The 21,688-nt window shown below is 67.3% G+C and carries 18 protein-coding genes; 11 read left to right on the top strand and 7 right to left on the bottom strand.

Features of this window, described 5'->3' with window-relative positions; all coding sequences use genetic code 11:
• The first annotated feature begins 161 nt into the window (after positions 1-161).
• Positions 162-1,688, top strand: coding sequence for an Ig-like domain-containing domain (locus tag DB31_RS51730; protein WP_083969154.1), 1,527 nt, complete (start codon positions 162-164; stop codon positions 1,686-1,688).
• A gap of 94 nt (positions 1,689-1,782) precedes the next feature.
• Here DB31_RS51730 and DB31_RS38555 read toward each other — a convergent pair whose 3' ends face one another.
• Both DB31_RS38555 and DB31_RS38550 read right to left on the bottom strand, forming a co-directional pair.
• The gene (locus DB31_RS38555) at positions 1,783-2,979 is read right to left on the bottom strand and encodes an OmpP1/FadL family transporter (RefSeq protein ID WP_276203683.1); all 1,197 of its coding nucleotides are present in this window, start codon (positions 2,977-2,979) and stop codon (positions 1,783-1,785) included.
• Between the two features lie 27 nt (positions 2,980-3,006).
• Positions 3,007-5,868: a hypothetical protein gene (locus tag DB31_RS38550; protein WP_044197622.1), complete on the bottom strand. Its 2,862-nt coding sequence runs from the start codon at positions 5,866-5,868 to the stop codon at positions 3,007-3,009.
• A 150-nt stretch (positions 5,869-6,018) separates the two neighbouring features.
• Between DB31_RS38550 and DB31_RS38545 the strand changes: the two genes are divergently transcribed.
• From DB31_RS38545 to DB31_RS38535, 3 genes are all read left to right on the top strand, one after another.
• Positions 6,019-6,633, top strand: a complete 615-nt coding sequence (locus tag DB31_RS38545; protein ID WP_044197620.1) for a hypothetical protein — start codon at positions 6,019-6,021, stop codon at positions 6,631-6,633.
• Entirely contained in the window at positions 6,630-7,667 is a 1,038-nt protein-coding gene (locus tag DB31_RS38540) for a DUF2071 domain-containing protein (protein WP_083969153.1), read from the top strand. The genes DB31_RS38545 and DB31_RS38540 overlap by 4 nt, the downstream gene beginning before the upstream one ends.
• 79 nt (positions 7,668-7,746) lie before the next feature.
• Positions 7,747-8,268 carry a hypothetical protein gene (locus tag DB31_RS38535; RefSeq protein WP_240487144.1) on the top strand — a complete coding sequence of 174 codons (522 nt, stop codon included), beginning with the start codon at positions 7,747-7,749 and terminating at the stop codon, positions 8,266-8,268.
• Between the two features lie 33 nt (positions 8,269-8,301).
• Here the strand turns inward: DB31_RS38535 and DB31_RS38530 are convergent, their stop codons facing one another.
• Both DB31_RS38530 and DB31_RS38525 read right to left on the bottom strand, forming a co-directional pair.
• Positions 8,302-9,201 carry an OmpA/MotB family protein gene (locus DB31_RS38530; protein WP_240487142.1) on the bottom strand — a complete coding sequence of 300 codons (900 nt, stop codon included), beginning with the start codon at positions 9,199-9,201 and terminating at the stop codon, positions 8,302-8,304.
• Between the two features lie 27 nt (positions 9,202-9,228).
• Entirely contained in the window at positions 9,229-11,226 is a 1,998-nt protein-coding gene (locus DB31_RS38525) for a patatin-like phospholipase family protein (protein WP_044197616.1), read from the bottom strand.
• Between the two features lie 174 nt (positions 11,227-11,400).
• Here DB31_RS38525 and DB31_RS38520 point away from each other — a divergent pair, with 174 nt between their 5' ends.
• Complete coding sequence (locus DB31_RS38520; protein WP_240487140.1) at positions 11,401-11,724, top strand: CBS domain-containing protein; 324 nt, start codon at positions 11,401-11,403, stop codon at positions 11,722-11,724.
• Between the two features lie 217 nt (positions 11,725-11,941).
• A complete protein-coding gene (locus DB31_RS38515; protein ID WP_044197614.1) occupies positions 11,942-12,616 on the top strand; it encodes a nucleotidyltransferase family protein in 675 nt (224 codons plus the stop codon).
• A gap of 13 nt (positions 12,617-12,629) precedes the next feature.
• Here the strand turns inward: DB31_RS38515 and DB31_RS38510 are convergent, their stop codons facing one another.
• The 3 genes from DB31_RS38510 to DB31_RS38500 form a co-directional block, all read right to left on the bottom strand.
• Complete coding sequence (locus tag DB31_RS38510; RefSeq protein ID WP_044197612.1) at positions 12,630-13,541, bottom strand: hypothetical protein; 912 nt, start codon at positions 13,539-13,541, stop codon at positions 12,630-12,632.
• Between the two features lie 77 nt (positions 13,542-13,618).
• Complete coding sequence (locus DB31_RS38505; RefSeq protein ID WP_044197610.1) at positions 13,619-14,533, bottom strand: hypothetical protein; 915 nt, start codon at positions 14,531-14,533, stop codon at positions 13,619-13,621.
• Between the two features lie 84 nt (positions 14,534-14,617).
• The gene (locus DB31_RS38500) at positions 14,618-15,472 is read right to left on the bottom strand and encodes a hypothetical protein (RefSeq protein WP_044197608.1); all 855 of its coding nucleotides are present in this window, start codon (positions 15,470-15,472) and stop codon (positions 14,618-14,620) included.
• 150 nt (positions 15,473-15,622) lie between these two features.
• On the opposite strand from DB31_RS38500, the gene DB31_RS38495 reads away from it, so the two are divergent.
• From DB31_RS38495 to DB31_RS38475, 5 genes are all read left to right on the top strand, one after another.
• On the top strand, positions 15,623-16,870 hold the full coding sequence (locus DB31_RS38495; protein WP_044197606.1) for an MFS transporter: 1,248 nt from the start codon (positions 15,623-15,625) through the stop codon (positions 16,868-16,870).
• Positions 16,871-17,194: 324 nt separating this feature from the next.
• Entirely contained in the window at positions 17,195-17,659 is a 465-nt protein-coding gene (locus DB31_RS38490) for a nucleotide exchange factor GrpE (protein ID WP_044197604.1), read from the top strand.
• The gene (locus tag DB31_RS38485) at positions 17,656-19,335 is read left to right on the top strand and encodes an Hsp70 family protein (RefSeq protein ID WP_052420582.1); all 1,680 of its coding nucleotides are present in this window, start codon (positions 17,656-17,658) and stop codon (positions 19,333-19,335) included. The genes DB31_RS38490 and DB31_RS38485 overlap by 4 nt, the downstream gene beginning before the upstream one ends.
• A 1-nt stretch (position 19,336) precedes the next feature.
• A complete protein-coding gene (locus DB31_RS38480) occupies positions 19,337-21,304 on the top strand; it encodes a DUF6109 family natural product biosynthesis protein (protein WP_044197601.1) in 1,968 nt (655 codons plus the stop codon).
• Complete coding sequence (locus DB31_RS38475; RefSeq protein ID WP_044197599.1) at positions 21,304-21,684, top strand: J domain-containing protein; 381 nt, start codon at positions 21,304-21,306, stop codon at positions 21,682-21,684. Before DB31_RS38480 ends, DB31_RS38475 begins: the two co-directional genes overlap by 1 nt.
• Positions 21,685-21,688 lie beyond the last annotated feature (4 nt).

Genomic DNA, 21,688 nt, shown 5'->3' with positions numbered 1-21,688 from the left:
GCCTTGGCGGCGCACCGCCACGGCCTCCAGCCTCCCTCGCTACTCCCGAGCTTCGAGACCGCTCCGGCTGCTCTGGCTGCTTGAGCCGGTGAACTCTTACCACGAAACCAGAGGGCACTTATGCACTGAAGGCGAAAGCACGCCGAGGTGCGCAGACCTTCATGAGCGAAGCACGAGAAGTGGTCGTGGACAGGACTCCGCCACAGGTGCTGCTGCGTCAACCCAGCCCTGGTGCCCAACAGGTCTCCGTGCACGAGCCGATTGGGGTGACGTTTTCAGAGTCTATCGACCCAGCGGTTGTGACGGACTCGCAGGTGCATCTCTTGCTACAGACCAGCGGTTCACCCATCGAGCTGGCCAAGACCCTGTCACTCTCTTCAGGTGGCACAGAACTGACCATCACTCCGAGCTCTCAGCCCAACGCCCCCAACGAATTTTCAGTCAACCTGAGTGCTTTGAGGGACCGAGCCGGAAATGCCGTCGCTGATTCAGGGACATGGAACTGGAAATACCCAGCTTGGCTTCCCATGGGAGGTTCGCTGAGCCACTTTGCTGATGAGGGCAGTGCTGTCTCTAGCCCGGCCGAGTCCCCTGCGCTCACGCTGGACTCGCGTGGGAACCCAGTCGTGGCCTGGCTGGAGAGGCCACCCACGAGACAGTCATTCAGTGAAGCGCACGTCTTCGTCCAGCGCTGGAATGGCACCAGTTGGCAAGGAGTAGGCGACGCTGTGTCTGGTTCTTGGACCATTGTATTTGCAGGTCCCCCCGCGCTTGCTGTGGATAGCACTGATCGTCCTGTGGTGGCTTGGTACTCCGTGGGTGGAGCCTTTGTGTACATCTCACGCTGGGAAGGTCAGTGGCAGGAGACAGGCCGCCTGAGCAATGGCCTTATAGCTGCTGCAGTTGCAAGCAAGCCAAGCCTTCAATTGGATGGGGCAGGAAACCCCATGGTGATCTGGGCACAGCATGATGGCTATGCATCATTTCCTCCTCCAACCAGTGATGCTTACTTTGGGCTGTGGACCGGTACGGACTGGGCGTTGAGTGGAAAGCTCCAAGCACGTACGGAATCACAAACCAGCGTCCTAGACGCGGTTGTTAGTTTTGGAAGCGCTGCTCAGCCCATCGCCGCCTGGAGCGAGTCCAATGGTACCTATTCTGATTTGTATGTCGGCCGCGTCTCGACAGGAGGATGGAGCCCGATCGGTGGTGCCCTGAGCGCGAAACCCGGTACCACAGGCGTAAGGAAACCGAGCCTCCAGGTGGGCCCAACTGGAGCTCCGATGGTGGCATGGCTGGAAGACGATGAGGGAGGAACTTCACGCAACCTGTACGTAAGGCGTTGGTCGGGGACTGCGTGGGAGCCCCTCGGAGAGGGCATCAACGCAAATCCTGCCATTTCAGGGATAGATGATCCGGTTTTGGCAGCGGATGCCTCAGGAGACCCCATCGTGGCTTGGACCGGTAAGGATGGGAACACCACCAACATCTACGTTCATCATTGGGCGGATGGGCAATGGGTGCCTGTGGGCGGCCCATTGAGTGCCAACCCAGGAGCAACAGGAGCAGCACATCCTTCTCTTCACCTCAGTCCCGACGGAGTGCCTATCGTCGCCTGGGACGAGGCCGAAGAGAGCCCGCCGAGCAGGCCGGTACGGCATGTGTACGTCTATCGGCTCAATCGGTAGGAACTCCCTTTCTACCTATAGATGCCAAAGAGAAAGCCCGGGTCCTCGCGAGGAGGAACCCGGGCTTGAACTCACTTCAACAGTCGATGCTTCGTTACTTCATCGAGTAACCGAGCGTGAGCCCGAGCACGTGGCCCTTGCCGTTGTAGGTGCCCTCGTAGCCCACCGCCGTGCTCTTCGTGTCCTTCAGGACGACGAACTGGTAGCCCAGGTCCGCCCGGATCGGATCGAACTTGAAGCCGAGGCCCGCCGAGGCCTTGTACCGGTTGGAATCCGGCAGCTCCGGCGTGAGCGTGTCCTCGGGGCTGGGAATCGGGTCATACGCAGCACCCACCCGCACCAGCACGTTCTTCGTCACGGCGTACTCCGCGCCCACGCGGAAGTTCCAGGTGTCCTTCCAGTTCTTCGCCGCGATGTTCGTCAGCGCCGGGTTCTCGAACTCGATGCCGAACTCCTCGAAGGTCGACCAGAGCACCAGTTGTGCGTCGAACGCGAGCGTCAGGCCCTCGATGGGCGTGAAGCCCACGCCCAGGTTCGCCGTGCCAGGCAGGGTGATCGTCGACTTCAGGTCCTGGTCCACCAGCGTGGTCTGGAACGCCGGGGGGATGTCCTGGAAGTCGCCCTGACCCTTGAAGGTGATCTTCGTGGGGCTGCGGAACGTGGCGCCGACGTCCAGCAGGTTCTCCAGGAGGGTGATGTTGATGCCCGCGTTGTAGCCGAGAGCCCAGCCGCCACCGCCCAGGTTGATGGTGCCCTCGCTGTCGATGAAGTTGATCTTCCGGGTGATCTCCACCGTGCCGCGGACGACATTCAACCCGACGCCGAGCCGGAAGTTCTTGTGCGGCTGGTACGCGAACGAGGGGCTCACGTAGTACGTGGCCAGCTTGGCGTAGTAGCCCCGCGTGCGGAACGGGAAGTCATCCTTCCAGTTGGAGCCTGCGGCGTAGGGCACGTAGACGCCCACGCCGGCGGCCATCGAGTCGTTGATGCGGTAGACGCCGAACAGGTGGGGCGGTGGCACCACCGTGGTGCCCATGTTCTGCTTGGTGCCGCCCTCAGGGGTGAAGGACAGCTTGGGCAGCGTGGTGACGTCACCCACCGCGATGTCGAGCTTCTCCACGCTCAGGATGTTGGAGACGTTGAAGGCGATGGCGGTGGAGTCGTCCGTGACCGCAGTGGTCGCGTACGACATGCCGGTGGCCCGGCCGCTGTGGGTGTCGAAGGAGAAGCCCGCGGCGTGGCTGAGGCCAGCGGCGAGCAGGGTTACGACAGAGAGTGTCTTTTTCATCATGGAGTACGTGTCCTCTCTCGCTGAGGGTTACGGGAGCGCCCCGGTGCCGAGGAACTGGACCACCTGGCCCTGTGCCTGGCCCGTGATCGTGGGGTTGCCTTGGAAGTCGAGCAGGAACGCGTGGCGCTTATCCAGCGGCAGCTCGGCCTCGGTGGGCGTGAACTTGGAGACGTTCACCGTCTTCGGCGCTCCGGTGCGGTTGGCCGCGGCGATGAGCGCCTCGGTCTGCGCGTTGGGGGAGACCTGGTCCTTCTCGATGTACTGAATCAGCGCCTCGCGGCCTGTCGCGGGAGACGCGGGGCCGTTCTCCACGGCGTAGACGTAGTTGATGGGATCCGCCGGGTCGAGGATGGTCTTCCCCAGCACCAGGAACTGATCGAAGCCCGGCGTGCCCGGGGTGAGCCCTTGCGCGCCCAGCGCCGCGATGAAGCCAGCCTTCGCCTGGGCAAAGGCCGGCGAGTTGAACAGCACGCCCGTCAGGTCGCCCGCCGGCACGTTGAACACCGCGTTCTTCACCACCGGAGACGCGGAGGTGTACAGGGGCCCCAGGATGCCGCCGAGGCTCTGGCCCACGTAGTGGATCTTCGTGCCATCGAGCTTGCCGGCGCTCTGCGCCTCGAGCTGGGCGTTGAGGCTGGTGGTGCTCGTGGCCGTGAGCACGCGCTCCAACTGAGCGTGCTCGACCGTGTGCTGACGGAAGTTGTCGCGCGTGGCGAAGAGGTTGGTCAGGTTGAGCATGTTCCAACCGGAGATGTACGGCGTCCCGCTGTTGGACTTGAAGCCACCCTCGCAGGCGCCCACCGTCGGGTCGGTGGTGCTGGTGGGCACGCAGTGGCCCAGGGCTGCTGCGGCACAGATTCCCTCACCGGTGGCCACCGTCGGGTTGCAGGTCGTGGGGGCCACTGGCATGCACCGGCCAAAGGTCGGGCTGGTCGGCGTCACATCGCACGTCGAGCCCGTGTTGCAGGCCTTGTCCGGCGTGTCGATGGGGTTGTTGGACCCATCAACCAGTCCAGCGGCCGCGGTGATGCCGGCGCAGGTGCTGCGGTCACCGTGGAACACGGTGTCCATGGCGATGGTGGCGTGGCCACCCGTGGCCAGGGCATCGAAGAGGGGGAGGACCGTGCCTTTATGGCTCCGGAGGCCGTGGCTGAAGATGGTGACGGGGTAACCGTTCGCGGGCGCGGCCGTGCTGGGCAGCGCCAGCAGGAAAGTCGCGCGCTCGAACTTGGGCTTGGTGGGGTCAAAGACGCCGCGCGGGTCCGTCAGCACGAAGGGCACGATGGCCGTTCCCTGGAAGATCTTGCCGATGTGGTCCTTGGGCAGCGCACCCATTTGAGCCTTCACCTGGGTGGTGACGTCCAGCAGGTAGAGCGGCGCGTTGGGCAGGCCCGCGGCCCCATACTGCGTGGGCAGCGCGTACAGCTTCTGCAGCGTGGACACCGTGCTCTGCGTGGTGAAGGCCCACGCCAGCGAAATCTTCGAGCGCGGGATGCCCGCCTGAGCCAGCACGTCAAACATGGACTTGAAGCCGGCGCGCAGCGGCTCGAGCGCAGCGGCGTTGGCGTCCGACACGCCCGACACCTGGCTCTTGCCGTCCACCACCAGCGGGCTGCTCAGGCGCATCAGCGCGAAGGGCCCCGACGGCGCCACCTGCCGGCCGCGCTCGTCCTTCAGGGCCGTGGTCATCACCGCCGCGTAGGTGGACTTCTCGTCCAGCGGAAGCTGCGGCACGAACTGGAGCTGCTGCGCGTTGTTCGGCGTGCTGCCGTCAGCGTTCTTGCTGGAGGCGCAGTTCAGGCACGCCGTCACGCTCGGGGCCGTGCCGCCGGTGCCCAGCTTGATGAACTTGGTGCCCGCCGCCACGCTGCTCGCGTCCAGGCGGCTACCCGTGTCGATGGGGCCGCGCGTGTCGCTGTTCTCCGAGACGATGGGCGCGGTGGTGGAGAACCCGTCCAGCGTGTTCAGCCCGTTGAGCAGATCCTTCTGCGACTGCGGGGCAGTCGGCGGGATGGGCAGGTTCAGGTGCGTGGTGCCGTCCGCGTTCCGCGCCAGCAGGATGTTGTTGGGGAAGGGGATGATGCTGGCGGCCGGGTCGAACGTGGCCTCCGGCATGTTCATGATGCGGAAGGTCCACAGCAGCACGATGTCCGAGCGGTTCACGCCCTGCGCCACCAGCGCGTCCAGCAGCGGCTTGTACGAGCGGCGCAGCTGCTCCAGGCGCAGCGCGGTAGCCGCCTGGTCCTTGATGCGCTCGGACGGGTCCGTCTTGGTGGAGGGAATGAGGTCCGTGCTGGCCAGACAGTTCGAAGCCGTCAGGTCCTCGCAGGTGACGAGCGACTTCTCCAGCGACGCGAGCGACCACACCGACGAGCCCACCACCTGCTTGCCGCCCACGCCCTTCAGGCCGTTGGCGCCACCCACGAGCGCGATGGCATAGCGGCCACCCTTCGGCCAGCCCGAGGGCGGCGGAGCGACGATGAGCTGGTCCGTGTCCTCGTCATAGGCAATCGTCGGCGTGACGGCCGGCGTGGCAATGGCCGTGCCCGCCAGCAAGTCGATGAACCGCACCGAGTTGGTGTTGACGGTGGTCTTGTCCAGGTCGGCGATCTTCGTGAACGCCGTCACCGAGGTGGGGAAGCCGTTGAGCGTATTCAGGTAGTCCCGGGTGAACTCCTGCTGCGCTGCGGGAGCACTGGGGTCAATGGGCGCGTTGACCAACCCGGTGGTCGAATCAATGGCCAGGTCATTCGGTGTGGGAACAACCACAGGCGAGCCGGCCGGATTGAAGTCCGCGAGCACGACATCCGGCGCCTCATCCTGCTTGATATCTGGGGCGCAGGAAGCAGCACCCAGGGTCAATGCCCCGACGAGCAACAGCTTCTTCATGTTGGGTAACCCCCTCCAAGGTGGGACTACAGCAGCGGCCGGGGGTGGTAGCACGTGCCAGAGGGTTCCGGAAGCCTTGCAAAGTGACGCACTGAGTCACATCCAGGGTAACGTACCTGCTTTCTCCTTCGAGTAGGCTCCCAGCCGCGAATGAACCGAGAAGAGGCCGCCGAGGCTTTGCAGCTCCTGCGTCGCGTCGTCACCCAGGCCCGAGATGACACGGCGCTCCAGAACTGGGGTGTCATCTGGATCCTCCACGCCTTCACCAACGGCGGAGGCTTTCTCGGTACGCACCTGCTGTTTCAACAGGGTTACCGCACGCCGGGCCCCTTCATCCTGCTCTGGGCCCTCGTCATCCCCCTCAACCTGGTGACCATCTTCTGGCTGCAGCGGAAAGAGGCAGCCGGAGTGCGCTCTTTCATCGAGCGGCAGGTGTGGTCCATCTGGACCACGTGCATGGGGGGCATGGTGCTGGTGGCGCTGGCCAACTGGATGATGGGGCTGGACCTGCTCTTCATGCCGTCGGTGGGGTGCATCCTCATCGCCATGTCCTTCTCCGTCATGGGCGCGCTCATGGGGCGGGCCTGGTACGCGGCCGCGGTCATCTACGCGCTGGCCGCGCTGGGCCTGGCACGCATGCCCGAGGTGGGCTTTGGGGTGCTCGGGGGGATGTGGTTCATCACCCAGCTCACCGGTGGACTCTTGCTGCACCGCGCCCGGCGCAAGCGCCTGGCAACCGGCGGTGTTCAGGCGCGACTCGTATGATTCGGCTTACTCCCCCCGAGCTGGCCGTGATGGTGACCCTTGCGATGGAACCGCTCGGGGTCGAGGAGGAGACGATTCTCGACCGGTTGCAGCGCGCGGAGATGCCTCGCGTGGCGGTGGCGGCGGCCCTGCGCGCGCTGGGCAAGCGGGGGATGCTGGTGGAGGAGGATGGCTTCTACATGGCGACCCCGCTCGGGCACGCGGCGCTGCGGGAGACCTACGCCACGCTCGAGCGCGCCCAGGACATGAGCCCCTCCAGCGAGGACATGGAGGAGTGTCCCTCTGTGCCCTGGCTCACCCAGGTGCAGACGGTGTGGGTGGAGGCGCTCTCACTGAACTACGCGGTGGATCCGGCCGAGCTCTCGAAGGTGCTGCCCGCGCCGCTGGAGCCCGAGCTGCACCGGGGCACCGCGTGGGTGCAGGTGCTGATGTCCTCGCTGCGCGAGATGCGTCCCCAGGGGCTCGCGGGGCTGGCGGGCTTCAACTTCTACCAGGTGAGCTACCGCGCGGCGGTGCACTACCGCAATGCGCGGGGGCGCTTGCGGCGCGGCGGCTACTTCGTGCGCAGCGAGACCAATGACGCGCTGATGCGCCGCATCGGCAACACGCTGGCCGAGTTCAAGTTCCACGCGTTCGGCGAGGCGGACATGCTGATGGCCCGCGAGGGGGACCGGCTCTCCTTCGCGGTGGATCCGCTGCCCGAATTCCCGGGTGGGAAGCTGGTGGGGATGCTGGACACACAGCCGCTGGCGGGGCCGCCGGTGGGTTCGGTGTGGCCCAGCCTGCAGGCGCTGCAGGATCCGCTCATCGAGTGCTACGACGCGTTCGGCGTGGCGGACGGGTACATGTACGTGCTCACCATCGACCGGGGGCCGTGGAACGCGCGCTTCGTGAAGCCAGTGGAGCTCTACTGCGAGGCGATGCAGGACGGGATGTTCGCGGGCCATGCCCGGCTGGACTCCGTGCTGCACCTGCGCGAGTGCCCCTACCGCTGGCGCAAGCTGCGGCGCGAGCCCATTCCCGCAGCGGGCTGAATGTTCGCTCGGCCGCCTGCCGTGTACTGGCAGCCGAGCACGGCACGAGGGCTTCGGTTACGCTGACGGTATGAACCGAATGCTCACTGTCGTGATGTTGAGCCTCGCGGTGGCGGGTGTAGCCCGCGCCGAGGGGGCGGGTGGTTTGAAGTGGACGGCTCCCACTGAGTGGACAGCGCAGGGCGAGCGCCCCATGCGCGTGGCGACCTACAGCATCCCCGCGGCCAAGGGTGACACGGAGGGCGCGGAGCTGGCCGTCTTCTACTTTGGCGAGGGCCAGGGCGGCGGCGTGGACGCCAACGTGAAGCGGTGGGTGAGCCAGTTCCAGAAGGCGGATGGCACCTCCGTGGAGAAGGATGCGAAGACGAAGAAGGAGACGGTCGCGGGCTTCCCGGTGACGACGGTGGACGTGAAGGGCACCTACGCGGGTGGCGGTCCGATGATGGGCCCGGCCACGCCCAAGCCCAGCTTCCGGCTCATCGGCGCCATCGTCGAGGGCCCAAGCGGCGCGGTCTTCTTCAAGCTCACCGGTCCGGAGAAGACAGTGGCGGGCGCGGAGAAGACCTTCCGCAAGATGCTCGAGGGAATGAAGAAGGAGTAGTCCGGTGGCCCAGGCGGGCGGTGAGGCGCGAGCTCAATGAGAGCCGGGCTTCACCGCTGCCTTGGTGGGCTGCACGTCCGTGGCTCCCGGCGCCGGTTTCGCAGCAGCCTCGGTGAGCTCCGTCTTGGCGGCGGCCAGATCGGGGATGAGAAGGATCTCGATGCGGCGGTTGCGCGCACGGCCCTTGGGCGTGGCATTGCTGGCCACTGGGTGCGTCTCGCCATAGCCCGAGGCCACGAGCCGGCGCGCCGGGAGTTTCGCCTTCTCCTGAAGGAAGCGCACCACGTTCACCGCGCGCGCCACGGACAGCTCCCAGTTGGTGGGGAACGTGGCGGCGAGCCGCTGAGAAGGAGGGCTGTCATCCGTGTGTCCCGACACCTGGATGCTGCGGCCCTCCACCCCCGCGAGCACCGCGCCCAGCCGCGTGAGCACGCTGGCGCCGCGCTCGGTGAGGGTGGCCTCGCCCGAGTCGAAGAGGATCTTGTCCACCAGGTCCACCTGGATGCGGCCCTCGCCTTGCGACAGACGGATCTCGCCGTCGGCGATCTCCGCCTTCATCTTCTCCTCCAGGTCCTGGAACGTGGCCTTGATGCGGGCCAGCTCCGCGTCCTTCTCTTGCACCGCCTGCGAGAGCTGATCGCGCTCGGTGGAGAGCTGGGTGAGCTGGGTGGACAGCTGCGACTTCTCCGAGTCGATCGCCGCCAGCTTGGCCTCCAGCTCCCGCTGGGCCAGCTCCGCCGCCTTGGCGCGCTCGTGGGCCTTGAGGCCCTCGGCCTCCGCCGCGTCGGCCCGAGTCTGGGCGGTGCGGGAGAGGCCATAGCTGTATCCCACCGCTCCCAGTGCCAGCAGCACCACCAGCACGGTGATCAGCCACGGCATCCACGAGCGCTTCGCCGGCTGCGGAAGCCGCTGCTGATAGAAGGAATCCGACACGCGCCTCTTCCCAGTTGAACCGCGCCGCTAGAACGGGAGCCAGTCTGGCTTCACGCTCTTGGGGTTGGTGATCGAGTGGGCGAGCTGCGCCTTCAGGTCCCCGAACGCCAGGTGGTCCAGGTACATGGCTTCGATCTTCTTCTGGCCCACCTTCAGCTCGGACGTCTTGCCCGTCGAGGTGTTGAGCGCCAGCAGGTTGTCCCCGCCCTTGTAGCTGACCTGGTAGTTCTGCCCGTTCACCGTCACCTGCTCCTGGAAGCGCAGGTTCTTCGGCACGTCGGTGGTGACGTTGGTGCCGCGCGAGCCCGGCACGCGCATGTCATCCAGGAAGTTGCGCAGGAAGTTGCGCGTCACCTCGCGCGTCTGCCCGTCCAGGATGGGGTCCACCTTGGCGTCGTACCCGAAGCCCAGAGTGCTGTCCTGCTGCTTGGGGTTGTCCAGGTTCCACGTGGGCAGGCTGATCATGAACTGGTTGGCCCCCGGAGCCGTCCGGTCCCGGAAGTCCGCCGCGCCCGTGGCGTTGTCCTTGAGGAACGTGTAGCCGTTGACGGCGTTCCACAGCACGTTGGTGGCGTCCAGTTGGCCCGTGGGCAGCGGCTTGGCGGTGCCCACCGCGTTGGTCGGGTGGTTCGAGTCCGGGCTCAGCAGCGCCGCGCCGATCTGCGGCAGGTTGTTCTTCGCGTAGCCCATCGGGAGGTTGTCCAGCGAGCCACCGTCCGTCAGGTGCATGCTGCGGCCCGTGGTGGGGTCCACCATCTGCACGGGCTCGAAGACGCCCGGGATGGCCATGGAGGCGCGCATCGCCAGCGCCACCGGCGTGTCCGGCGTCGTCTCCTGGCTGAAGACGAAGAGCCGGTCCTTCGTGGTGGGGAAGCCGTTGGGGGAGGCGCTGTCGTAGGCCTTGGCCGCCACCAGCTGCAGCGGCACCTTCAGGTCCGCGAAGGTGACAGGCCGGTCCTTGATGCCAGTCAGCTCGCGCAGCTTCGAGTCGAAGAGGTCATACGCGGCCTGCCCATTGAGGAGCCCGCCGTCCTTGAAGTCCAGGTCCACGTCGTACAGCTTCTGCAGCCGCGGATCCTTGGCGATGGCGTCGATCTGCTCGGGCGAGGCCCCCGTGGCCGCGAACGACGCCGCGATGGAGCCCGCCGACGTGCCCGTGAGGCTCGTGGGCACTACGCCCAGCTGGCGCATCTCGGAGAGCATCGCCGCGTAGCGCTTGCCCTTGCCGCCGCCGCCCTCCAGGCTCATGTGCACGCCGATCGGCTTGCCGTCCTGGATGGGCATGCCCAGCTCGGCGCGCTTCGCGGCCACCGAGGCCTGGTACGCCTGTGCCTGCTTCGCCCCGTCCGGCTTGCCGCCGAAGAGGAAGTCCAGCGGCTCGGGCGGCTTCGTCACCGGCGTGCCCGTGGCCAGCTTCGAGGCGGACACCTGGCCGTTCGGCACGTCCTTGGCCATGAACTGCGGATCCACCCACATGGCGCCCGGCTTCGGCGCGGTGGCTCGCGTGTAGCCGTACTTCGCCTGCAGGTCTCCCTCGGCCTTGGACAGCGCCTGCTTCACCTCGTTGTACCGAGGCGAGTTGGGCTTGAGCATGTCCAGCTCCGTGCCCAGCGAGCGCACCTTGCCCAGCGTGTCCCGGAAGTCCTGCGTCTGCCCGGTGAACTTCTTGGCCTCGTCGTCGCGGATCTTCTGCGGCACCACGCGCTCGAGCAGCTTGCGGACCTTGCTCAGGTCCACGTCCAGCAGCTTGTCGAGCGGGATTTGCAGCGGCTTGCCGGTGAGGGTGATGCCCTCCCACGACTTGGTCGCCGCGCCGGCCTGCCCCGTCACTCCGGGGAGGCGGGCCTCGAACGTGTCGACGACTTGGTGGAGGTTCTTGTCGACCTGCTGCGCTACCCGCTGCAGGCCCTGGCCCAGCCTGGCCAGGGGATTGGAGGCGTCGGACTTCTGGGTCGATGCGGCGGGCGTCTCTTGGGGGGTTCGTCTGGGCGAACCCGGAGTCGGCGGCGTGAGTTTGACGGACATGGTGGTGCGGCTCCGGTCCGGAATCTTTCGAAGTGGATCAGCTTGTTTCTCATTATCCTCGAAACTTGTCGGATGTTGTGTCCCCACGGTAGTTGATACACCCACATCGATCGGCACGCGGCTTGCCTAAGGGTTTCCCCGGAACGTGGGCGGCAGTCCTGTGTGGAGGTTGGCGTGGCCAAGTGCATCATCCGGAATGAGTCCCTCATCTCTCGTGCGATCACCTTGTTTCCGAGCGATACGGTGTTGGCCGCGCTCCAGGTGATGCAGCGCTACGGGCTGGCGGTACTGCCCGTGGTGGAGGAATCCCGCGGAGAGCTGATCGGCGAGGTGACGGAGGCGGAACTTTGCCGCGTTGCGGCACGGCTCCCGCTGCTCCCCATTGCTGAAGTTTTGACTGCCAAGGCGCTCGCCGGGGAGGAAGGAATGACCGGGGAGCCGGAGCTGCCGATCGAGGCCGTGGCGGTGTCCGCTGGCAGTGCGCGCTGGTTGCACTGAGCGTGGAGCGGGGTGTGGGGATGGATCGCCGGGGCTGCCATCTGCTGGCCCGTCGACGGGACACCGACCCGGGCCTACCTGCTTTCGAACAACGGCCGGGCAGGAATGACGCCTGCCCAACGGGTCACACTCTGGGGTGGGCTGCATTCTCACGGACAGGTACCAGCCTCATGCCCGTAGCCCCGCGATCCTGCGTGGGCCGTGAGGAGGCGTGGTTATGAAGGCAGTGGCGATCATCCTCGCTGCGGGCGAGGCCCGGAGAATGGCCCACCCCAAGGCGCTCATCGAACACGAGGGCGGCAGGAGCTTCCTTCAGTCGCTCGCGTCCACCTTCGGCAAGGCGGGCTGCGCGGTGATGGCAGTCATCGGCAAGGACGGCGAGGCGGTGAGAGAGCAGCACCCGAGCCTGATGCTGGTGGACAGCCTGCATTGGCAGGAGAGCCCCATGTCCTCCATCAAGGCGGGGCTGGCGGCGGCGCTGGAGGAGGGCGCGGACGTGGTGTTGCTGCACCCGGTGGACATGCCGGCGGTGCGTGCCTCGACGCTCAAGTCGCTGCTCAAGGCGATGGGTGAGCAAGACGAGGGGCTGCGGCCCGAGTTCGAGGCAGCTCCGGGCTTCCCGGTGGTGCTGTCACGCGCGGCGGCCGAGCAGCTGCTGGGCTCGAACGCGACGCAGCTGGATGCGGCGCTGCACGGTGTGAAGCTGCGCAGGGTGTCCGTGAAGGATCCGGGCGTGCTGGTCAACATCAATACGCCGGAGACCTATGAGCGGCTCTTCGGAATGCAGCCGAAGCTGGCGCCTCCGCCGAAGCGGCGCGGCAAGAAGACCTCCGTGGGGGGCATGTCCATGCCGGACGCGGGGATCGAGATGTCCGCCTCCCCGGAGGAGTGACGCCCGGCCCCGGTTAGAAGATGAGGCCCGCGCCGACAAACGGGCCGGTGAAGACGTCCCGGTGGACCTCGCCGTCCACCAGGCCCGCGTCGTCCAGCAGGAGCGTGCGCCACCCGGCGCGGAGGACCCATGGGTTGAGCTTGAGGGCCAGCGCCGCCTGCGCGTCCGCCTGCCGGTACGGGAAGGGCGTGCCCTGGAGACGCAGCTCGAAGTCCAGGGGGCCTCCGAGCCGCGCCTCGAACGAGGTGCCGAGGCTGGGACCGTAGACGATCAGGTCCGGGGCGTGCGCCGAGGTGAAGCCGGCCTCCACGCGCCAGCGCAGGCGGTCCTGCGCGACGAGGGCGTAGGTGAGGTGCACGCCGGCCACGGTGATGGAGTCCGAGCCTCCCGAGCCATCATCCGTGGGCAGCGCGAGCCCCGTGAGGCGGCCCTCCAAGCCCAGCTGCTCGCCCTCAATGGCGAGGGACAGGTTCATCTGCGCGCCACCGCCCGCAGACCCTGCCTCCAGGCCCAGGCGCAGTGGGCTGTAGAGGGTGTCCTTGCGCGGTGAGTGGACCTCCACGCTCGGGGCGGGAGCGACGTAGTTCGGGACGGGAGTGACGTAGTAGCTCGGCGGAGGGGGCGCGTAGTAGTCCGGCTCGTGAGCGGGCTCGACGACGACGACACGCGGCGGCGGAGGAGGCGGCGGGCGGCTGCTGCCCACGGGCGAGGCACCATGGGTGCTGCTCGAGTTCACCGCCGAGGCGTCATGGACTCGGGGAGCGGGTGACTCGCGGCGCTCCTCCTTGTCCTTCTTCTTCTCTTCCTTCTGCTGCTCGGAGTCACTGGAGTTGGAACGCTTGCCGAAGCGGGCCTCAGCGTTGGAGGCGGAGAAGAACAGGCTCGCGGCGAGCGCGGCACACAGCAGGTTCTTGGGAGCAAACACGGTCCAACTCCTGGGCGTCAGCCTTGCGGCTCGATGCAGGCTTGGACGGCTGCTTGCCTCGAAAATTCAGCAGCGGATCAGAACGTGAAGCCAGCGCCGAGGAACGGGCCACCGAAGGCGTCCGAGTGCGCCTCGCCCTCCACCATGCCGTTGTCGTTCAGGTAGAGCGCGCGCCACCCGCCACGCACCACGAGCGCCTGGAGGCGCAGGGCGAGCGCGGCCTGGGCGTCGAGCTGCTGATAGGGGAACGGCGTGGCCTGCGCGCGCAGCTCCACATCCACCATGGGCAGCAAGCAGCCCTCGAGGGAGACCGCGAAGCTGGGAGCCGCGACGGACAGGTCCGGCGCCTGGGCGCCGCTGAGCCCGCCCTCGATGCGCACGCGCAGGTTCTCGCGGGCGACCACCGCGTAGGTCAGGTGCAGGTTCGCCAGCTTGATGCTGTCGCTCCCGGCTGTCCCATCATCCGTAGGCAGGGTCAGCTCGGTGCCGCGCACATCCATGCCCATGCGCTCGCCCTCGAAGGCCAGGAACAGCGAGATGCCTGTGCCACCTCCCACGGAGGCGGCATCTACGCCCAGCCGGACGTTGGAGCCGAGCTTCTCCGAAGGGGTTGCGGCCACAGTGCTCGTCGAAGCGGTCTCGGGGAGCTCACTGACGGTCGCGGGCACACGCGTCGAAGTCACCTCATACGTCTCATATGTCTGGGGAGACGGCGTATCCGCGAGGATCTCGAGGAGGGTGAAGAAGGCGCCGACCGCATTGCCCGGCTCCGACCGGCGAGGAGGAGGGGAGTAGGAGGTACTTCCCCCGGCGTCATCGTCGTCGCTGTCCGAGGACGAGGACTCTTCGCCCACGGCGGTGGCGTCGTGGACCTTGGACTTCTTCTCTTCCGTCGAGCTGGAGCGTTTGCCGAAGCGCGCCTCCGCCTCGGAGGAAGAGAAGCTCAACCCGATGACAGCCGCGGCCACCAGCACGTTGCGGAGAGAGGACACGGACGGCCTCCTGACGGGGATGCGCCTGACATCGCGCGCGTAGGCGCATGACGGGAGGCGGCCCCTCAATATTCACTGCTCCATTTAGAACGCGAAGCCGAGGCCGACGAATGGACCGCCGAAGGCGTCCTCGTGCACGACGTCGTCCACCCAGCCCATGTCGTTCAGGTAGAGCCCGCGCCACCCGCCGCGCAGCACCAGCGCGTTGAGGTGGAGCGCCAGCCCCGCCTGCGCATCGAGCTGACGGTAGGGGTATGGGGTGGCCTGCGCGCGCAGCTCCAGGTCCAGGTTTCCCACCAGGCCCGCGTCGAGCGACAGGGCGATGCTGGGGCCCAGCGCCGTCATGTCCGGCGCGTGCGCGGTGCTGATGCCGCCCTCGATGCGCAGCCGGGCCCTCTCCGTGGCGACCAGCGCATAGGTGAGGTGAAGGTTCATCAGCGTGATGTTGTCCGTGCCCTGCGTCCCATCATCCGTGGGCATCAGGAGCCCGATCGCTCGCGCATCGAAGCCCGCGCGCACGCCCTCGACACCCAGGAAGGCGCTCAGCCCGCCCACGGTGTTCATGGCCGCGCCGTCCACGCCCAGCCGCACGCTGGTGGTGGGCTCCGGCCGGGCGGGCCGGGATCGCGTCACGACGGGAGGGGCCTCCACCTGGACCTGCTGCTGCGGCGGCGGCTGAGGAGGAGGGGGCGGCGTCGACGCGTAGACCACCGGGCGCGTTTCGACGAGGAGCGTCAGAACGACATCCGCCAGGAACGCCCAGCCCGAGGACTTGCGGTGACGGCTGCGGCGCGGGGCGTCGTCGTTGTCGTCGTGGGACTTCTTCTCGGAGGAGTCGCTCGAGCTGGAGCGCTTACCGAAACGGGCCTCCGCGCTCGGGGCCGAGAACAGCACGGCAGTGGCCAGCGCGGCACACAGCAGATTGCGGATGGACGACACGGTCCAACTCCTGAGCAGGGGGGCCGCCACGGCCTCGGCCGGTGCGCATGGACGGTGCCTGCTGGGATTTATTTAAACCGCAGATCCGGCCGAGCAAGCAAGCCTGGGGCGGTGCTGGTAGTGCGCGCCCCAGGCGGGTATGTCCACTGCATGGACAGTGCGACCGCGGGATCTGCCCGCTCCGCCTTCGCCCACCTCGACTTCCGTCTGTACCAGGCCGCCCGCCTCTTCATGACGCTCGGGGTGCAGATGCAGTCCGTGGCGGTGGGGTGGCACGTCTATAGCCTCACCCAGCGCCCACTCGATCTGGGGTATGTGGGACTCGCACAGTTCCTTCCTGCCGTGGTGCTGTCGCTCGTCACGGGAGACACGGCGGATCGGCACGACCGGCGCAACGTGCTCCTGAGCTGCTACGTCACCATGGTGGTGTGCGCGCTGCTGCTGTTCGGCATGGCGTGGACAGGCACGAAGGAGACGTGGCCGCTCTACATCGTGCTGGTACTGATTGGCACCGCGCGCGCCTTCGCGGGGCCCGCGGGCCAGTCGCTCGTGTCCCACTTGGTGCCCGCCCAGCACCTGTCTCAGGCCGTGGCGGTGAACTCGACGGTGTTCCAGGTGGGCACCATCGCAGGCCCCGCCGTGGGCGGCCTGCTCTACAGCGCCGTGCACGCGAGCGGCGTGTACCTCATCTGTGCCGCGATGATGGCCGTGGCCGCGACGATGCTCGCGCTCATGGAGGTGCGCACGGGGCGCATGGATCGGGCGGCCACCTCGTGGCAGCGGCTGCTCGGTGGCATCCGCTACGTGTGGCGGCAGAAGGTGGTGCTGGGCGCCATCTCGCTGGATCTCTTCGCGATGCTGCTCGGCGGCGCCACAGCCCTGCTGCCCATCTACGCCAAAGAGATCCTCCACACCGGGCCCTGGGGCCTGGGCCTGCTGCGCAGCGCCCCGGCAGTGGGAGCGGCCCTCATCGCGGTGTCCATGGCCATGTTCCCACTGCGGCGCAACGCCGGGGTGGTGATGCTGGTGTGCGTGGCCATCTTTGGCCTGGCCACCATCGTGTTTGGGGTGTCGAGCCACCTGGTGCTGTCGCTCGTGGCCCTGGTGGTGCTGGGCGCGTCGGACATGGTGAGCGTGGTCATCCGGCAGACGCTGGTGCAGCTCGCCACGCCTCCGGAGATGCGCGGACGCGTGAGCGCGGTGAACATGGTGTTCATCGGCGCCTCCAACGAGCTGGGCGAGTTCGAGTCCGGCCTCACCGCCGAGTGGCTCGGCGTGGTGCCCGCAGTGGTGCTGGGGGGCGTGGGGACCTGTGCCGTGGTGCTGCTGTGGGCGTGGCTGTTCCCGGACCTGCGCCGCATCGCCCGCGCCGATGATGTGAAGCCGTTGGGCGCCTGAGCAGAAAGCCGCGCGTTCCCAGCCACCGTTCTTGGGAGATGCGCCTGCCCGGCGCAGCCCGTTCCCACCCGTCTGCTTGTCGGACAGGAGGGCCAGAGCCTGCCAGTCAGGGGGCGCCAAGCCTGGTTCTCCCGCAACCTATCTGTCAGGTCGTCACAGGTTGTGCGTGCAGCGCCCTACTTCATGGGTTACCTTGAGTGAGGACCCGTCGTAGGGCTGAGAACGCTTATGTGGCTTCGCCGTCTTTGGAAGGCACGTCCGCAAGTGCCTGAACTTCCTCAAGAAACGGACTCGACGGGGACGCCTCCCGCCTGGGCTGCGCCTTTGGCAGAGGCGGTCCAGAAGTCTGCTCGTGCTCAGGCCCGGTGGGGGCTTCAGCTCGAGGAACTGGAGCGCAAGCTGGAAGGGGGGTTCGCCGACCTGCGCAGTGCCCTGCTGTCCTCCCTGAGCGCGCCTCCTGGTGCTCCCTCGCAGGTAGCTCCCGAGTGGAGCGAGCTGTTGGATGCGCTGGATCTGCTGGAGGAAGCCATTCGTCTGGCGGACCCAGCGCTGGCGCCCGGGCTCAAGGGGGTCGTCGCCCGGCTCGAGCGCTCCCTCTCGCACGCGGGGATGACCCGCGTGGCGCCCCTCGGTCAGCTGCCCGACGGACGCCTGTTCCGCGTCGTGGGCACGGAGCCTCGTCCGGGGCTCGCCGAGGGCTCCATTGCGCGCGTCGTCCGGGCCGCCGTCCTTCGGGGCGGAGCCCTTCTTCGAGAGGGCGAAGCCATCACCGTGAGGAACCGTCCATGAGCCATGCCTTTGGAATCGATCTTGGCACCACCAACTCGGTCATCGCCCACCTTGTCGAGGGCCGCCCCGTGGCCTTGCCCATTGATGGCAGCCCTATTGTGCCCTCGGTGGTGCTCTATATGGATGAGCGGGTCGTGGTGGGGCGTGAGGCCCGCAACCTCGAGCTGCAATGGCCTGAGCGGTGTGTCCGTTCGGTGAAGCGCAAGATGGGGATGGCTGCCCACCGCTACTCCTTGGCTGGCCAGGAGCTGGCTCCGGAGCAGATCTCCGCCGACATCCTCTCCGCGCTCAAGCAGGGCGCGGAGAAGGCCACCGGCCATCCCGTGAGGGATGTCGTCATCACCGTTCCTGCCTATTTCGATGACGCTCAACGCCGGGCGACCTTGGAAGCGGGTGAGCGCGCGGGGCTCCAGGTGCTGCGGCTGCTCAACGAGCCGACCAGCGCCTCGCTCGTCTATGACAGGCTCTTGCCTCCCGAGGCCGCGGGCCGTGACGAGCCGGAGATCCTCCTCATCTATGATCTCGGCGGCGGCACCTTTGATGTCTCGGTGCTGGAGGTCTTCCAAGGGGTGCGCGAGGTGCGCGCCACCGCAGGCAATACCCGCCTGGGCGGTGACGACTTCGACGACAAGCTGCTTCAGCTCTTCCTGGAGGAGCTCAAGCGCCATCAGGGAGTGGATCCTCGCGAGGACGTGCGCGCCATGGCGAGGCTCCGCCGGCTGGCCGAGGAGACGAAGATCCGCCTGTCGCAGGACATCGCGGTGCACGTGCGCGAGGAGTTTCTCACCCATGCTCAAGGAAGGCCCATCCACTTGGAGCTGGAGGTGCGGCGGCGCACGTTCGAGGCGCTCATCGAGCCGCTGCTCGAGTCCACCGTGACGCTGGCTCGACAGGTGGTTCGGGAGGCCTCGCTTGAGGGGCAAGCCTTGTCGCGGATCTGCCTGGTGGGGGGCTCGACCCGGATTCCCCGGGTGCGGGAGCTTCTCGAGGACGCATTCGGCGCCGACATCCACGAGGAGGTGGATCCAGATCTGGCGGTGGGGCTGGGCGCCGCCATCCAAGCAGGGCTTCTGACAGGTGAGCCGGTGGACCGCATCCTCGTGGATGTGGCCTCCCACAGCCTGGGGGTCCGCGTCTTCGGTGAGGGCGACGAGCTGCGGGCTGAGCCGGACACCTTTGCCCCGGTCATTCGCCGCAACACGGTGATGCCCGCGGTGAGAGTCCAGGAATTCTACACCTTGTTACCCGAACAGGAGCGGATTCAGGTCGATGTCTTCCAGGGCGAGTCCCCTCGGGTCTCGGAGAACACGCGGGTGGGAAGCTTTGACTTTCCGCTCGAGCGGCAGCCCGCGGAGTCTCCGGTGAGGGTGGAGTTCTCGTATGACCTCAATGGCGTGGTGAAGGTCTTCGTCAGCCAGCCTGGCACGGCCAATGCGAAGACCGTGGCGTTGTCGGTCGCTGACGCAGGCAAGGGCGCCCAGGTTCCAGCGGCGGAGCAGAGCGCCGTGGTGCGCAAGGGGCGGGCGTTGCTCGAGCAGCTCGCGCCTGCGCCACGCGCCGCGCTTCAGCTCCTGCTGGAGCGGTACGCACAGAGCGAGGGCCTGGCACGGGAGCGTGCCGAAGAGGCCTTGTTGGACTTCTTCCTCGAGCACGAGCCGCAGCATCTGGAGCCCTGAGATGGCCCGGCACGACCGCGAAGAGCGCCAGCATCGCCGGTGGCACGAGGACGCGCGGAAGTATCTGGAGCGAGGAGACCTGGAGGGCGCCTTGCCCGTGTTGCTCCGGCTGCCCAGGCCGCTCCGGGACGGCCTGCTTCCCCGTGCGGCCGAGCTGTTTCGGGGAGCCGTGCGTGAGCAGCACCGTCGTGGTGCCTGGGGGATGCTCGGGACGCTGGCCGCGCGAGCGGATGTGGAGCCAGGACTCGTGGAGCATGGCGTGGAGCCCGAAGAGGCTCGGGCCACCTACTGGCCGCTGATGTGGGCCGCAAGCCGTGCCCGCGAGTGGGCGCGGGCTCGCAGGCTGTGGCAGCCCCTGGCCGCAGAGGGCCAGTCGCGCGCGCCCGAGCTGGCCGGAGCCGTGGAAGCATGGCTCTCCACGGAGGGGGACCCCGCTGCCGAGTCCGTAGCGCCCCTCCTCGCGTGTCTGCCTGCCGTGGATCCGCGCTTGGGTGTCGAGCCCGCACGGCCGCATGCCCATCTGATGCGGCCTCGCACGGCTGAGGCCGTGGAAGGGGCTGTTCTGGCGCTGTATGCGAGGGAACCCTACTCCGTGTTCGCCAACCGCGTGCAGATATGGGCACGAGAGGTTCCTGACTCGATGGGCCGGGCGGTGTGGGAGCTGGCCGCGCAGCTGGCCGCGCGCGAGCTGTGGCTCCGGGTGGAGGCGGCACAGAGGGTGGAGGGGTTGCGGGAGCCTGCCTTGCTGTTGGCGCGGGCCGCGGGAGAGGTGAGGGACTCGCCGGCCATCGCCTCCCTGGCGCTGCAGGCCCTGAGGGTGGTGACGGGAGGGCTTCCGCCCGATGGAATCTCACGCGAGGAAGAAGCCGAGCCCTGGTGTGCGCTGGCTCAAGCTGCGGCGTTTCCACCAGACACCCGGCACTGGGTGGTGCAGGCCGTGTCCGGGGTGCGCTTCTCCGATGCCGCCTTGCCCCGGGCCTTGCGTCTGTGTGAGGCGCTGTTGCTCTTGGAGCCTAATGCCGCGCTGTGGGCTCGGGCCGTGCTCCTGTGGGACGAGCGCGACCCCGAGGCGGCCCTGGCCCCAGGCTGGCTTCAGGAGGGGCTGAGCCGGCTGCTTCGGGCGCAGCTGCCGGCCTTGTTGTCCTGGCTGGCGGCGGCCGAACACTCCGAGCGCGTTGCGTTGACGGAGTGCGTGGCCGCCACGTTCAAGCGCGAGCTGGTGGAGTCCTGGGTCGATGCCTGCTGGGAGGCTGCCGACGAGGAGCTCAAGTACTTGTTGAGCCACGCGGTGGTGATCTTGCTGGACCGGACGCGTGACACGAAGGTGAAGCAGCAACTGGAGCGCCTGCTGCGAGGCGCGCACAGCGTGGAGGCTGCGGAGAGATTGCTGGAGATGGGAGGGATGCTCCAGCAAGCCGAGGCCCTCATGGAGCTGTCACCCGAGGGACTTCGCATCTGGCGCCGGTTTGCTCCTCGGATGTTGCCCTACCAGGTGGAGTTCTTGAACGAGGCGGTGATTCAGGCCTCCTCGGACGCGGAGGCGTGGGACGCCGCCACGCGCTATCTGGATGCCCGCGGCAGTGATGCGGCCTACCTGGACGTCTTGCTGGCGATGGATGGGACCGGGAGGGAGGAACTCTCCCGGCGTACCCGGGCCCGCTGGCTGGAGCAGCGCTCGAAGGATGTGCAGGCGCTCGCCGAGGCGGTGGTGGCCTGCGAGCGCAAGGGGGCTCCTTTGAAACATCTGCTGCCCCTGCTGGAAGCCTTCCTCCAGGCTTTTTCGGGGCAGCCCCCCGCCGTGTCCTCTCCTGCCGTGAAGCACGCGCAGATGCTGGCACGCATGCATCGGGTTCGCCCGCGCAAGCCCAAGGCCTCGAAGAACAAGGAGTCGTCGAAGACGCCAGTTCAGCGCAAGCGCTCCAGGAAGTTGTCCCTGGTGAAGCCTCCCACGGGAGAGGGAACCTCCTGATGAAGACTTCAGAAGATCCCTTCGTCGTGTTGGGCCTCCAGCCCACCCTGGATGTCGCCACCATCAAGCGCGCTTATTTCGCGGCGCTGGCGCGTCACCCGCCTCACCAGGACCCTCAGGGATTTGGCCGGCTGCGCAGCGCCTATGAGGAGCTCACCCGGCCGGGAGGGTTGGCTGCGGCCTACCTTGCCAGCCCCGTGGACGTGCGGAGGCTGGCCAGCGAGGCCCGTCAGCGCTTCGATGCAGCACTCCAGAGTGCCTCCGAAAAAGCAGCCACCCTCCGGGACAAGGAAGAGGCCAGCGCACAGTTCCTCGAGCGGTGCTCGCGAATGCAGTGGGAGGAGGTGCTCCGGGTTTGTGGCGGGGAGGGGGACCGTTGAGTTG

It is taken from the genome of Hyalangium minutum (genome assembly GCF_000737315.1).
Classification (GTDB): Bacteria; Myxococcota; Myxococcia; order Myxococcales; family Myxococcaceae; genus Hyalangium; species Hyalangium minutum.
The sequence above is the reverse complement of the archived record's forward strand: the minus strand, read 5'-3'. Positions and strand labels throughout refer to the sequence as shown.